Here is a 13,244-nt window from a genome sequence, read left to right on the forward strand (position 1 = left end):
TAATCTTTACAAAAACATTCTATTCTGATACAATCTAATGTATCGATGAAGAGAATATTAGTTCTATACGATTTTTCAGAGAGAAAGTGTAAGGTGCGAACTTTCAAATACGATAGGATGAACCTAACTCGGAGAGTATGTCAAAATCATAGGGTTGTCACCTTATAACTAACAAACTAGAAGTGGTATAGCGATCCTTCGTCTTCGTGACGGGGGATCTTTTTTTAGATACATATTAGCTACTAAAAGAAAGGAACATGTAAATTATGAGAATGAATAAATTTTATATGCCAACTTTAAGAGAGGATCCACAAGATGCAGAAATAGCAAGTCACAAATTGTTATTAAGAGCTGGCATGATCAGAAAAACAGCAGCAGGATTGTACAGTTATTTGCCATTGGGATATCGAATTGTAAGAAAAGTTGAAAATATCGTTCGTGAAGAAATGGACAACTACGGCTCACAAGAAATCCACATGCCAGTAACTCAACCTCGTGAAATCTGGGAAGAATCTGGAAGATGGAAGACATTTGGACCAGAAATGTTCAAGCTCAAAGACAGAAACAATCGTGAATTCTGCCTTGGACCAACAGCCGAAGAATATTTTACAGATTTGATAAAAGGTGAAATCAAAAGCTACAAGCAACTTCCACTTAATATTTACCAAATCCAAACAAAATACCGCGACGAAAAAAGACCTAGATTTGGAATCAATCGTTCCAGAGAATTTTTGATGCAGGATGCTTACACATTTGATGTAGACGTAGAAGCGATGGGTGAAGCTTACATGAACATGTGGAGAGCGTATGAAGTTGTGTTCAACAGACTTGGCTTGGAATATAAAATCGTAGCCGGAGACAGTGGTGCCATGGGAGGTAACAGTTCACACGAATTCATCGCGCTTAGCGATGTAGGTGAAGGCGTGATTTGCTACAGCGATGACAGTGATTTCGCAGCTACAGATGAAAAAGCTTACGTGTACTATCAAGTAAACGATGAAAATGTAGAAAAACTTTCATCAGAAAAAGTCCTCACACCAAACTGCAAAACAATCGAAGAAGTAAGTGATTTCTTGAATGTAGATGCAGCACATTGCTTGAAAGCTGTGGATTTGATGGTAGAAGGAAAACCTGTGATTGTGTTTATACCAGGAGATCGTGAACTTAATATGACTAAGTTGATTGGATATTTGAAATGTCCTGAACACGAAATCGAAATGATGGAAGAAAAAGACATCCTAGCTTTGAACAGTTCACCAGGATTTACAGGTCCAATCGGACTAGATTGCAGAATCATAATCGACTCAAGAGTTACACAAATGAAAAACTTCGTCGTTGGAGCGAATGAAGAAAACTGCCACATCAAAAATGTGAACTACGGAGATGATTTCGAAGGAGAAATCGTGGAAGATTTGTTGATGGTACAAGAAGGAGACATCGACCCTGAAACAAAATCTCCACTTAAATTCAAAAGAGGAATCGAAGTTGGAAATATCTTCCAATTGGGACAAAAATATTCCAAGAGCATGAATGCAACATTCTTGGATGAAAATGGAAAAGAGCAATTCTTCTGGATGGGATCATACGGAATCGGCGTTACAAGAAGTGTCAGCGCAATTGTGGAACAAAACCACGACGACAAGGGAATGATTTGGCCATTAGTTGTAGCTCCATATCACGTAATCATCACAGTTGTAAACACAAAAAATGATGAACAAAATACACTTGCAGAAAAACTTTACGAAAAATTACTTCTTCAAGGAGTAGAAGTTCTACTAGATGACAGAAAAGAAAGAGTCGGAGTCAAATTCAACGACCGTGACCTAATAGGAATTCCACTAAGAATAACTGTTGGAAAGAAAGCAGACGAAGATATAGTAGAATTTTCAGAAAGAAAAACGCTTGAAAATGTTGAAATGTCATCTCAAGAAGCTTACGACAAAGTAATGGAAATCATCAACGCTAACTTAAAATCAGTTGGTGGATTGTACAGATAATTTAATTTGATTTTAAAACGAAAACTACGGGCGGGTATTGCTCGTAGTTTTTTTATTTAAGGAAATGCAAAGTTTACTTGACAAAAAAATGCAAAGCATACTATACTAAAGATGTAAAGTGAACTTTGCAAAGGAGCAAAAATGAAAAATATTATTTCACAATTAAGAAAAGAAAACAAAATTACTCAGGAAGAATTGGCGAATGAAGTTGGAGTGACAAGACAAACTATCACATCTATAGAAAACGGAAAATACATCGCATCGCTACCACTTGCATTCAAAATCGCAAAATTTTTCGAAATGAAAATCGAAGACATATTTACAATGGAGGAGGACGATTAAATGAAAAACTTACAAAACTACAGAAAAGAAATAGCGCGTAGAATATCTTTGCTAGTAATATTTTGCGTCATAGCTCTCTTAGCTATTGTTCTAGCAGTGGTCTTTTTGAAAGATATATCACCAGCGAACGCAGACACAACAGATTATGTTCTCGGATTTTTCACAGGAATAGAACTAGTTTGCATATTTTACATGGGATGTTTGATAAGAGCCTACAGAGACGAAAAATATCTAAAAGAAATGTATACAAAAGAAACAGACGAACGTGAAATATTAATCAGAATGAAATCCGGAAAAGACATCGTACCAATATTGTCATTAGTCATAGCAGTAATCGCCTGTGTTATGTCTTATATAAACTTCGAAGTGTTCATAGCACTTACAGCAGTAGCCATCGCGCAAATAATAATAACATTGATATTGAAAATATATTGGAGCAAGAAATTGTAGTGATAAAATTTTTTATCTCGCCACATTTGATTTATCTACGCCAAATCGATAAAATTGGCGAGAAAAAACGTGATATTAGCGCAATCAAAAAAGCTGTGAGTTTTCTCACAGCTTTTGTTGTTGTTAGCAGCAGCAAGATCCGCCGTCGCAGCCACAGTCGTCTGTAGCAGGTGCTCCTGCATCGCCACAACCGTCGAACAAGCCAAAGTGTTTGCTTCTGTCTCCGACTACGTCAAAGTATTTTCCGAATCTTGTATCTTGTACCATTGCGCAGCTGTTTTCACACACTGCCATTGGTAGATCTACGAAAAATCTGTGGTGGTCGTCTAGGTCGAAGTAATGTTCGCTTCCTAATATTCCTCCACGATATGTTGCAAATTGTCCGTATTGTTCACATTTATCTTCAATAATTCCTGGTAATTTTATTGCTCTGATTGTTCTTGATGTGAAGTTTACGTTGCCTACTAATTCTTCTATTTTTCTATTTTCTATAGGTGCTTTTGTAATCTTAGTGTATCTGAAATCTTCCCAGCCGATTTTTCTTAGAAGTCTTCTGAAATCTTCAACATACATCGCTCCTGCTAGGCATTCTCCACGTAGTACAGGGTTTTGGTAGATTTCATCTGGTACTCTTCTGTCCGCGAAGATGTCTGAGAAGTATAATTCTCCACCTTTTTTCAAAACTCTCCACACTTCTTTGAACACTTCTTCTTTGAATGGGGAAAGGTTGATAACGCAGTTACTGATTACAACATCGATTGATTCATCTTCGATTCCGATTGATTTCAAATCTTCGATGTATCCTTTTTTGAATTCTACGTTTGATTTCTTGTAGCCAAATTTTTCAGCCATTTGATCTTGGTATTTCTTAGCGAAGTTCAATTGGTCATCAGTCATGTCGACTCCGATTACTTTTCCATTTTCGCCAACTAATTTTGAAGCTACATACACGTCAACTCCAGTACCGCATCCCAAATCCAATACAGTACATCCTTCTAATGCTTGTGGGATTGGAGAGCCGCATCCGTAAAATCTTTTCAAAATTTCAGGATTTATCATTCCTCTTATTTTCTTGATATAAAGTGGCATAGTGTCTTGGCAACTACAGATTTGTGTTTCCATTTGTCCTTCTTTTTCTGTAGTTATGTTGCTATAATATTCTGATACTTGTTTTCTAATGTCTTCCATAAATACCTCCTATTGTTACTCTAATATTATTATATCATTAATTGCAACCGCAACTATTTTTTGAGTTTTGCATTGGTTCGATTACTTTTGTAAAGAAAATCGCTGCAAGTCCTGCCCCGATTAGTGGTGCAAGTACATAAACTATGAATGCATCCATTGTGAATGCGATGTTTTTCCATCCAACAAAATACGCCACGATTCTTGGGCCGAAATCTCTTGCTGGATTAAGTCCTGCATCAGTCATAGGTCCAATTGTACATATCAAAGCGGCAACTGTTAGACCGATAAATAATGGAAACAAATCGTCGCTTGGTCTACCTATGTTACAACCTTCAGTCATTGAGAAAATAATCATAACCAAAATGAAAACTCCAAGTGCTTCTGCGAAAGCCGCAACAGGCATACTGATTACGCCGTTTGCTGTGTTAGGAAACACTTCAATCCAAATACTTGATGCTGGCGTTGCCACATCCATTGTCAAGTTAGCAGCATCTAAGCTTTTCTTCACAGAATCTGCAAAAAACACCCATAATGCACTGGCTGCTAAGATAGCCCTAACAAATTGACCTAGTATGTATACAGGGAAATTCTTCCATGAACATCTTTTGGAAACGCACATTGCAAAAGTAACTGCAGGGTTGAAGTGCGCACAAGACAAGTTTCTAGTAGCGTAAATCGCAATATCAATTGCAAGACCCCACACGATACCAACTTGGAACGGACCTGTGTGTGCTTGGTACAATGTAGCCGTGGCTACAGAGCCAATTCCTAAAAAGCACATCAAAAATGTACCGATAACTTCTCCTGTAAATCCTTGAATGAGGCTTTCTTTCGTCACGACTTCGCAACAGCAATTGTTTTCTTCTGAACTCATTAGTTCACCTCCAGAAATTATTTAACGATAAATATTATCGTAATTTTATTGTATATTATAAAACAAACAACGTCAATAGATATTTACATTTATTATATCTTATATTTTCTTATATTATTTGGAAGGATTTTTTTGTATCTAAAAAAAAGACTACTAAATCGACTGGCTGAAGTGTATCCTACTGATTTAGCTATTTCCTTGATTTCTAAATCAGTGGTAAGAATAAGATTTTCAGCGATATTCATTCTTTTTCTTTGAGTATATTCAGTGATACTCATGTGGTATTTTTTCTTAAATGTTGATTTTAATTTTGTTCCACTCATTAGAGATAATTTTTCTAAGAATTCCTGTGAAATATCAAATGCGTAATGATCATTTATATAGTTTGCGACGTTTTGTATTGCTGTTAGATCAGAATCAGAAATAACACTTTCTTCTAAATTGTTCGATGCATCAATAATGATGCTCAGCCATTCCCTTGCTTTTGCTTCGAAAAAAAGATTAATGCAAGGTTCTTGCATTTTGCAATTTAATATTTCTCCAGCAATTATAGATAATTTGTCTGAAATAAAAGGCTGTGTCTTCTCAAAAATATGCATTATTTCTTTTTTGCTAAAATCAGGAGTGTATTTGTCAAACATAGATTGTTTAAATTTTAATCCTATCATCAACAGCTTTGAATTAGCATGGAGAATATATCTTTGATTTAAATTGTCGGTACTCATTACAAAAACGGTATTTGGTTCTAAAACATTATAAGGGGTTAGCCATTCTCCGCTTCCTTCGATTAAATAATTAGAAAATACGCTTATGTAATCGGTCATATCGGGGATACGATTTACAATATAATCTTTTTTTATAAAAAAATCATGGATATCTATATAAAAATCTTCTCCCTCATAGAAGCAATAATATCCAGAATATCCAGCTTCTGAATCTGCGTAAAATAATTTTCCCACTGGATTGAAACGATCTGTATTCTCACACAATTTACAATCAAAACACTCTACAATTTTTGAAAAGTCCATAATAACCTCCGATAATACGATTAGACAATAATACAAAAAGACTTTAGTTTCTTGTATTATTGTATCAGTTATTTTACTAGAGTACAATAATAACATAGGACTTAAAGAGTTGTTTTTTTAACTTTATATGATAATGAATATCATAAACAAGTCTAATAATGTTTTTAGGAGGGACAATGAAGATATATAAAAAACTTTTTAAATATGTACCTAAAGAAAAATATTTAGGTTATATTTCAATTTTATTTTCAATTGTATCAGCTGTTTTTACAGTAGCAGGATATTTATGTATTTACAAATTTTTGGATATGCTTTTAGTAAAAAACAATCTATTGTTGGCAAAAACGATGGCTATTAAAACGGTAATATATTTATTTTTAGGGGCGATTATCTATTTTTTGTCTGGTTATGTGTCACATAAGCTGGGATTTAGATTAGAGACTAATCTGAGAAAAAGAGGAATAGATGGTTTGGCAAAATCTGGATTTAGAGTCTTTGATATTAAGGCATCAGGTTATATTAGAAAGACAATAGATGATAATGCCGCCCAAACACACACTATAATAGCACATATGATACCAGATAATTCACAGGCTATTATTGTTCCAATAGGTGCTATAATTTTAGGATTTATGGTTAGCATAAGAGCTGGATTATGTATAATTCTTTTGGTAGCTGCATCATCAATCATTTTAACTAGGATGATGGGAGAAAAAGAGTTTATGAAAATTTATCAAGAATCATTGAATAAATTGAGCGCAGAATGTGTGGAATATGTAAGAGGAATGCAAGTTGTCAAGATTTTTGGTGGTAGTGTAAAATCATTCAAATCTCTTTATAATTCTATTAAAGAATATTCGGAATATGCATACAATTATTCTGTAAGTTGCAAAAAACCTTATGTATGGTATCAATGGATATTTTTTGGATTAGTCTCGATTGTAATAGTACCGTTGATTTTGTTTACTGACATTCACAAAAATCCACGACTATTGACTGTTGAAATGATAATGATTCTGTTTATCTCAGGAGTTTTGTTTTCATCGTTCATGAAAATAATGTATTTAAGTATGCATATTATGCAAGCTAATACTGCTGTGGATAAATTGGAAGAATTGTTTGATGATATGCAAAAAGATAAGCTTGATTATGGTGATAAAGTCAGCTTTGAAAATTATGACATAGAATTTGAAAATGTAAGCTTCAAATACGATCAAGATTATGTACTTAATAATTTGAGTTTCAAATTGGAACAAAACAAATCATACGCTCTAGTAGGAAGTAGTGGTTCTGGAAAAAGCACAATCGCAAAATTAATTTCTGGTTTTTATAAAGTAAATAGTGGATGCATTAAAATTGGAGGAAAACCTATTGGCGATTACACACAACAGGCTATTATAAACAATATTGCTTTTGTATTTCAAGATTCAAAATTATTCAAGAAAACCATATTTGAAAATGTTGCAATGGCAGACAGGGATGCTACTTATGGAGATGTTATGAATGTTTTAGAACAAGCAGAGTGTAATAGTATTTTGGATAAGTTTTCTGAAAGAGAGAATACTTTAATAGGAAGTAAAGGAGTATATTTATCTGGAGGAGAAAAACAAAGAATTGCCATAGCAAGAGCTATGCTAAAAAAATCTAACATTGTCATTATGGATGAAGCGAGTGCTGCTATTGATCCGGAAAATGAGCATGAATTACAGAAAGCTTTTAAAAATTTGATGAAGAATAAAACTGTAATAATGATTGCCCATAGGTTATCGAGTATTAAACATTTAGATGAGATATTGGTATTTGATAATGGAGAAATAGTTGAAAGAGGAACACATGATGAATTGATGAAAAAAGACACGAAGTATAAGAAATTACAAAAATTATACGAAGAAGCTAATGAGTGGAGGGTTAAAAATGAAGAAATACTTAAAAAATAAATTCGCCCTAACGGATTCAGGAGCTAAAGATGTTTTAAAAGCTTCTTTGAATTGTTTTGTAGTGTATTGTTTAAATATGATGCCTGCATTTTTGCTGATGTTTTTATTAGATGATATATTGATATCAAACCATAGAAGCAATAAGTTTTATTTAATATTTGCGATTTCTTCTTTGGTTATTTTGAATTTAATGCTTAGAGTTGAATATGAAAGTTTGTATAATACAACTTATAAGGAAAGCGCTAATTTGAGAATTGAATTGGCAGAAATTTTGAGAAAATTACCTTTGTTTTATTTTTCTAAGCACGATATATCGGATATTTCTCAAACTATAATGTCTGATATAGAAGGAATTGAGCATGCTATGAGTCACGCAATTCCCAAAATTGTTGGGTTTTTATTGTTTTTTCCGATAATCTCAATAATGATGTTCAAGGGAAATGTAAAATTAGCGTTGTCTGTTATTCTCCCTACGGTTTTGGGGCTAGGATTAATGGTGGTTTCTAAAAAAATCCAAATTAAAGGTCATGATAAGTATTACAAGGTATTAAGAGAAAATTCAGAATATTTTCAAGAAGCAATAGAACTTCAACAGGAAATCAAAAGCTATAATGCAATGAGACGTATGAGAAGATTTTTGTATCAAAAGATGGAGCAATCTGAAGCTGTGCATATAAAAGAAGAAGCTAAGTTGGTTACTATATTAGGATTTTCTTCGATATTTGGTTTTTTAAGTTTAGGAATTGTAATTCTAGTAGGGATTAACTTATTGATTTCCAAAGAAATAAACATTTTATATTTATTGGGATATTTGTTTGCTGCTATGAAAATAAAAGATGTAGTTGATGCTTCGAAAGAAGAAATGGCAGAGATATTTTATTTGTCACCGAAGATAAAAAGAATTAAAGAAATAAGGGATTTTGATTTCCAAAAAGGAGAAGATGTTGAATTAAACAATTTTGACATAGTGTTAAAGAATGTAAGCTTTTCGTATGATGAGGATACACAAGTTTTAGATAATATAAGCTTTACTGCGAAACAAAACGAAGTAACAGCTTTGGTTGGACCTAGTGGATGTGGAAAAACAAGCGTTCTTAGATTAATATCGAGATTATATGATTACGATGAAGGACAAATTTTAATAGATAGCAAGGAAATTAAAAATATTTCTACAGAATCTCTGTTTTCAAAAATATCAATTGTATTTCAAGATGTAGTTTTGTTCAATAATTCAGTTATGGAAAATATTAGACTAGGAAGACAAGACGCTACAGATGATGAGGTGATTAGGGCAGCTGTTTTATCTGGATGTGATGAGTTTGTTTCAAAGATGGAACATGGATACGATACGGTTATTGGAGAAAACGGAACAAAAATTTCAGGAGGAGAGCGCCAAAGGATATCCATCGCTAGAGCTTTTCTAAAGGATGCACCTATTTTGATTTTGGATGAAATAGCGGCTAATCTTGATGTTGAAAATGAGAAAAAAATCCAAAAAAGCTTGAATAAGCTTATGGAAAATAAAACCGTAATAATAATTTCTCACAGAATGAAAGCTATTGAAAATGTGGATAAGATAGTCGTTATGAAAGATAAAAAAGTAGATAGTATTGGAACTCATGATGAACTTTTAGAGAAATCACAAGTTTATAAAAAATTGATAGATAACTCAAAGATGGCAGAAGAATTTACTTATTAGGAGACGAAAATGGAAAATAAAAAGTTAGAGATAAAAGATTTGGTTACGATAGGAGTATTTGCTGTAATTTATTTTGTAGGGATGTTTGCGGTTGGAATGATGGGAGTTGTTCCTATACTATTTTTGGTTTATCCTACTGTTCTTGGTATTGTAATGGGTATAGTTACAATGCTTTTTATGGCAAAAGTTAAAAAACCTTGGGCATTAGTGATTTTTGGAATGATTAGTCCTTTAGTAATGCTTTTGGGCGGACATACTATTATTGTAATCATCAATTCGATAATATTCGTGTCTATTGCGGAATATATTAGAAGAAGTGGTGACTTTGTATCTAAAAAGAAAAATGTAATAGCAAATGGCGTGTTTAACATGTGGATATGTGGCTCTCTAATGCAAATGCTATTGGCCAAAGACAAATACATGCAAATGACAAGACCTATGATGGGAGATGCATATGCGAATGCATTAGAAAAACTAATAACATATCCTAATATGATTTTGGTATACATCGGTGCATTTGTGGGAGGAATTATTGGAGGATTGTTGGGATACAAATTATTGAAAAAACACTTTGTTAAGGCAGGGATTGTATAATGGATAATCGTCTGACATATAATGTTAGAGTTAATCCTGTTACAAAAATTTTCGTGTTGATTTTGATTGGATTTACGTTGCTAAAACCTATTTCCGAGATATTCTTGATATTAATCGTATTATTTTATTCGATTTTGTTTTGGATAAATAGAGATAGAAAATCGGCTGTAAAGAACTTGGTTGTTTATTTGTTGCTGTGTAAAATGCCGAATCTAGTTAATTTAAGTGGAGTACATCCAATTGTTAAGGTGTTTTTAAGTGTGTTTTTTATAGCTAAGATATTTTATTTACCCTATCTTGCTGGGAAATACTTCGTTTTTTCATCAGATGTAGCAAGTATTATATCATCGATGGATATGATTAAAATCCCTCAACAAGTGAGCGTACCATTATCTGTTGTGTTTAGATTTTTTCCGTCATTTAAACAAGAACAAAAAAATATTAGGATGGCTATGAAAATTAGAGGCATCAGTCTCAAAAACCCTATAAAATATTTAGAATATGTGATGATTCCTCTTTTGATAGTATCGTGTACTATTGCAGATGATATTGCAAAAGCTGCGGAAACAAAATGTATAGCAAAACCATGCAAAAAAGAAAGGTACTACAAAGTGGGATTTGGAATTTATGACTTTTTGTATGTTGCTATAATAATCTTGCTATTAGTGGGAGGATTAATATGGTAAAAATAGAAAATTTGAATTTAACTTATCCAAATGGTAAAAAAGCTTTAAAAGACATCAATTTGGTAATAAAAAAAGGAGAATGCGTACTTTTAACCGGATCTAGTGGTTCTGGTAAATCATCTATAATCAGCAGTATTAATGGAATAGCAACAAATTTTAATAACTGTTCATATACTGGGACGATACTAGTGAACGGAATGGATATAAAAGATAAAAGTTTGTGGAAAATTTCTGAGATAGTTTCGTCGGTTTTTCAAAATCCCAAGACGCATTTTTTTAACGTAAACACAACTTTAGAGTTATTGTTTTATCTGGAAAATATTGGGTTAACAAAAGATGATATGGATAAAAGACTTGAAGAAATGTTGCAGATTTTTCCGATAGAGAATCTATTGAACAGAGATATATTCAAGCTTTCTGGAGGAGAAAAGCAAATTCTGTCAATAGCAAGCTCTTTTATTTCTGGAAATGAAATCTTGGTGCTTGACGAACCATCATCGAATTTGGATTATAAAGGCACGAAAATTGTTGGAAAAATGTTGGGGATTTTGAAGTCAAAAGGCATAACTATGATAATTGCGGAGCATAGACTATATTATTTAATGGATGTTGTGGACAAGGTTTTTGTTATTGATTCAGGAGAAATAAAAGAAGAATATTCAAAAAAAGAGTTTGGGAAATTATCTAGGTTAGAATTAAACTCCAGAGGGTTGAGAAATAATAAAAAAGATGAGATAGAAATTCCTGTAATGAAAAACTCTGTAATATACAATATAAATTTATTAGTAGATAAGTATTCTGATAAGACTGTGAAAATAGACGGTATTGGATTTGATTATGGTAAGATTTACGGAGTTGTAGGCAATAATGGTATTGGGAAAAGCACTTTAATAAGAGATTTAATAGGATATAGAAAAGCTTTAAAAGAGGACATATCATACGAGAACAAAAAGCTAAACAGAACACAAAGACTAAACATTAGTAATCTAGTCATGCAAGATGTTAATAACCAGCTATTTGCAGATTCTGTAATGGAGGAGGTAGTTCTTTGTAATTCTATTTCAGATAAAAAAAGAATTGAAGAGGTTTTAAAACGATTAAATTTGTGGGATGTTAGAGATGAGCATCCGATGAGTTTATCGGGAGGACAAAAACAAAGAGTTGTAATCGCACAAGTTCTGTTGTCAAAAGATAAGATGATATTTTTTGATGAGCCTACCAGCGGAATGGATTATAAGAACATGGTGGCAATATCAAATTTGATAAAACAAGTTTGTAAAGAAAATAAAATAGTTGTTATAGTATCCCATGATGTTGAGTTCTTGAATGAGACATGTGATTATATATTAAAATTAGAAAATTACGTAGAAACTTCCTTTTAATTAAGGAAGTTTTTATCTTTTGATGATATCATATATAAAAAGGAAGTGAAATTATGAAAACTGACAAAATGATTTTAAGAAAATTTACGATAAATGACGCAGAAAAAATGTATGAAAACTGGGCAAGTGACATCAGAGTTACGAAGTTTTTGACGTGGGAGCCTCACACATCAATCCACCAAACTGAAAGTATAATTAAACAATGGATAAATGACGACAAGGATGTGTACTTTGCGATTTGCAACACTGATGATGAAAACATCGGCTGCATATCTGCATCAATAATTAAGAAAAATCCGAAGACTTACGTTATCGGTTATTGTTTAGCTTATGATTATTGGTCACAGGGAATAATGACTGAGTCTTTGAAACTGATGATAAAATATTTGTTTGAAGAAAAACACGCCGTACGAGTTGAGGCCACACACGACAGGAGAAACTCTGCAAGTGGCAAAGTTATGATGAATGCTAACATGAAATACGAAGGATGCCTCAGAAAATCAGCCACAAACAACCAAGGCGTCGCAGATTCTTGTATGTATTCAATGATTGACGAAGAATATGAATGTGATTTTTTGATTCCTGAATTTGATGAGTTGAATTTCAGACAAGGATTATTGGCAGATGAAAACACGATGAGTTTCAACCAAAAATACGGTGGAGCTATTGATTTTCCAGAAGACAAATGGCAAAGTTGGTATGACAAATGGATAAATTCTGACGACAGATTTTACTATTACATTATGGGTCATAACAAGCCTATAGGAGAATGTTGTATATATAAGGAAGATGATAGGTGGATTTGCAGTTTAATTGTAAAAGACGAATACAGAAACAATGGCTACGGGAAAAGAGCGTTGATGTTTTTGATCGATTTGGCAAAAAAATTAGACATAGATGAGCTTTACGATAATATAGGTACCTGCAATCCTTCGTTGAATTTGTTTTTGAGCTGTGGATTTGAAGTTGTATATACTAATGAAGAATATTCAACTGTGAGAATTAAGACACGCTAACTTGTATTAAATTTTCTGTAGTAGTATGATGTAGTATATAATTTTATTTTT

Annotated in this window: 12 protein-coding genes; 9 read left to right on the top strand and 3 right to left on the bottom strand. The window is 32.9% G+C overall.

What is annotated here, in order from left to right; genetic code table 11:
- Nucleotides 1-266: 266 nt before the first annotated feature.
- The 3 genes from B9N53_RS00525 (at nucleotide 267) to B9N53_RS00535 (ending at nucleotide 2,789) form a co-directional block, all read left to right on the top strand.
- Nucleotides 267-1,997: a proline--tRNA ligase gene (locus B9N53_RS00525; RefSeq protein WP_094203254.1), complete on the top strand. Its 1,731-nt coding sequence runs from the start codon at nucleotides 267-269 to the stop codon at nucleotides 1,995-1,997.
- A gap of 141 nt (nucleotides 1,998-2,138) precedes the next feature.
- Complete coding sequence (locus B9N53_RS00530) at nucleotides 2,139-2,339, top strand: helix-turn-helix transcriptional regulator (protein WP_002837368.1); 201 nt, start codon at nucleotides 2,139-2,141, stop codon at nucleotides 2,337-2,339.
- Nucleotides 2,340-2,789 carry a hypothetical protein gene (locus tag B9N53_RS00535; protein WP_094203255.1) on the top strand — a complete coding sequence of 150 codons (450 nt, stop codon included), beginning with the start codon at nucleotides 2,340-2,342 and terminating at the stop codon, nucleotides 2,787-2,789. It begins immediately after the preceding gene.
- Between the two features lie 123 nt (nucleotides 2,790-2,912).
- Here the strand turns inward: B9N53_RS00535 and B9N53_RS00540 are convergent, their stop codons facing one another.
- The 3 genes from B9N53_RS00540 to B9N53_RS09165 all read right to left on the bottom strand — a co-directional run bounded on the left by B9N53_RS00540 (nucleotide 2,913) and on the right by B9N53_RS09165 (nucleotide 5,879).
- Entirely contained in the window at nucleotides 2,913-3,977 is a 1,065-nt protein-coding gene (locus B9N53_RS00540) for a methyltransferase domain-containing protein (protein WP_094203256.1), read from the bottom strand.
- Between the two features lie 37 nt (nucleotides 3,978-4,014).
- Complete coding sequence (locus tag B9N53_RS00545; RefSeq protein WP_094203257.1) at nucleotides 4,015-4,851, bottom strand: MIP/aquaporin family protein; 837 nt, start codon at nucleotides 4,849-4,851, stop codon at nucleotides 4,015-4,017.
- Between the two features lie 92 nt (nucleotides 4,852-4,943).
- Entirely contained in the window at nucleotides 4,944-5,879 is a 936-nt protein-coding gene (locus B9N53_RS09165; protein ID WP_158520782.1) for a helix-turn-helix domain-containing protein, read from the bottom strand.
- 176 nt (nucleotides 5,880-6,055) lie between these two features.
- Here B9N53_RS09165 and B9N53_RS00555 point away from each other — a divergent pair, with 176 nt between their 5' ends.
- From B9N53_RS00555 to B9N53_RS00580, 6 genes are read left to right on the top strand one after another with little or no spacing between them, the layout of a single operon-like run.
- On the top strand, nucleotides 6,056-7,816 hold the full coding sequence (locus B9N53_RS00555; protein ID WP_094203259.1) for an ABC transporter ATP-binding protein: 1,761 nt from the start codon (nucleotides 6,056-6,058) through the stop codon (nucleotides 7,814-7,816).
- The gene (locus B9N53_RS00560) at nucleotides 7,794-9,515 is read left to right on the top strand and encodes an ABC transporter ATP-binding protein (RefSeq protein WP_094203260.1); all 1,722 of its coding nucleotides are present in this window, start codon (nucleotides 7,794-7,796) and stop codon (nucleotides 9,513-9,515) included. Before B9N53_RS00555 ends, B9N53_RS00560 begins: the two co-directional genes overlap by 23 nt.
- Nucleotides 9,516-9,524: 9 nt before the next feature.
- Complete coding sequence (locus tag B9N53_RS00565) at nucleotides 9,525-10,109, top strand: MptD family putative ECF transporter S component (RefSeq protein WP_094203261.1); 585 nt, start codon at nucleotides 9,525-9,527, stop codon at nucleotides 10,107-10,109.
- Complete coding sequence (locus B9N53_RS00570; RefSeq protein WP_094203262.1) at nucleotides 10,109-10,795, top strand: energy-coupling factor transporter transmembrane component T; 687 nt, start codon at nucleotides 10,109-10,111, stop codon at nucleotides 10,793-10,795. The genes B9N53_RS00565 and B9N53_RS00570 overlap by 1 nt, the downstream gene beginning before the upstream one ends.
- Entirely contained in the window at nucleotides 10,789-12,177 is a 1,389-nt protein-coding gene (locus B9N53_RS00575; protein WP_094203263.1) for an ATP-binding cassette domain-containing protein, read from the top strand. Before B9N53_RS00570 ends, B9N53_RS00575 begins: the two co-directional genes overlap by 7 nt.
- 53 nt (nucleotides 12,178-12,230) lie before the next feature.
- The gene (locus B9N53_RS00580; protein ID WP_094203264.1) at nucleotides 12,231-13,193 is read left to right on the top strand and encodes a GNAT family N-acetyltransferase; all 963 of its coding nucleotides are present in this window, start codon (nucleotides 12,231-12,233) and stop codon (nucleotides 13,191-13,193) included.
- The last annotated feature ends 51 nt before the right edge of the window (nucleotides 13,194-13,244 follow it).

The sequence above is a fragment of the Finegoldia magna genome, from assembly GCF_002243175.1.
GTDB lineage: Bacteria > Bacillota > Clostridia > Tissierellales > Peptoniphilaceae > Finegoldia > Finegoldia magna_J.